Source organism: Curtobacterium sp. MCBA15_007 (assembly GCF_001864905.1).
Classification (GTDB): domain Bacteria; phylum Actinomycetota; class Actinomycetes; order Actinomycetales; family Microbacteriaceae; genus Curtobacterium; species Curtobacterium poinsettiae.
Genome location: NZ_MJGM01000029.1, coordinates 10,225 through 11,630, shown reverse-complemented (window position 1 = coordinate 11,630; position 1,406 = coordinate 10,225). Strand labels below are relative to the sequence as shown.

The following is a 1,406-nucleotide window of genomic DNA, read 5'->3' as shown; positions in this document are numbered from 1 at the left end:
CGACGGCGACGAGCAGGACGTCACCGTCGAAGGTCTTGCCGTCCTCCAGCGTGACGACGACGCCGTTCTCGTGCTGCTCGACGCCCTGGAACCGGACACCGAGCGAGAACTCGATGCCGCGCTTGCGGAACGCACGCTCGAGCTGCTTCGACATCGACTCGTCCTCGGCGGGGACCAGGTGCGGCAGGCCCTCGACGATGGTGACCTCGGCGCCGAAGGACTTCCAGACGCTGGCGAACTCGACGCCGATGACGCCGCCGCCGAGGATGACGACCTTGTTCGGGACGTAGTCCATGCGGAGCGCGGTCTCGGAGGTGATCACGCGGCCGCCGATCTCGAGCCCCGGCAGGGACTTCGAGTAGGAGCCGGTCGCGAGCACGATGTTCTTGCCGGTGACGGTCTGGTCGCCGACCTGCACGGTGTTCTGCGAGGTCAGACGGCCCCAGCCCTCGACCACGGTGATGCCGCGCGCCTTGATCAGACCCTGCAGGCCCTTGTACTTGGAGTTGATGATGCCCTGCTGGTAGTCGATGACCTTGGGCACGTCGACACCGGCGAACTCCGCGACCACGCCGTACTTCTCGGCGTCGCGCGTCGCGTCGGCGACCTCGGCCGCGTGCAGCAGTGCCTTCGTCGGGATGCAGCCGCGGTGCAGGCACGTCCCTCCGAGCTTGTCGCCCTCGATGAGCGCGACGCTCATGCCGAGTTCGGCGGCCCGGAGCGCAGCGGCGTACCCACCACTCCCGCCACCGAGGACAACGACGTCGTAAGTCTGTTCCGTCACCTGGTGCAACTCCCTCGTGCGTGTCGGGCCGATCGGGCCCTACGTGGACACCGCGGAGGGCGGCGTCCGACGGTCGGACCGCGTGGTTCCGGTCCCGTCCCGTGCAGTACCGGTGGGAGGCGCGTCAGTGCGCCGTTCCCACCGGTACCAAACCTACTACTCGGACTGGAGGTCTTCTGCGAGAGCGATGAGCGTCCTGACCATCACACCCGTCGCACCCTTGCCCAACCAGGCGTACCCGCCGCCCTTGTTCTCCGACGGACCCGCGATGTCGAGGTGCGCCCAGGGGACACCCTCGCCCGCGAAGCGCTCGAGGAACTTGCCCGCGAGCAGCATGCCGCCGGCGGGGTTGCCGACCGTGGCGTTGACGATGTCGGCGACGTCGCTGGACAGCCGGGCCTCGAGCTCCTCGGGCAGCGGCATCGGCCAGATCGGCTCCGCGACGCCCTCGGCGACGGCGCGGACCTTCGCGACGAGGTCGTCGCTGCCCATCAGGCCGGTCGTGCGGTCGCCGAGCGCGACGACCTGGGCACCGGTCAGCGTGGCGACGTCGACGAGCGCGTCGGGCTGCTCGAGCGATGCGGCGGCCATCCCGTCGCCGAGCACCAGGCGCCCCTCGGCG

The 1,406-nt window shown here is 69.8% G+C and carries 1 protein-coding gene and 1 pseudogene; both read right to left on the bottom strand.

Going from position 1 to position 1,406, the window contains the following annotated elements:
- The coding region (locus tag BIU95_RS12485) for an FAD-dependent oxidoreductase (RefSeq protein ID WP_139179784.1) at positions 1-784 on the bottom strand (784 nt) is incomplete at its 3' end.
- A gap of 156 nt (positions 785-940) precedes the next feature.
- Positions 941-1,406, bottom strand: a pseudogene (locus BIU95_RS12480) (leucyl aminopeptidase); the annotation flags it as partial.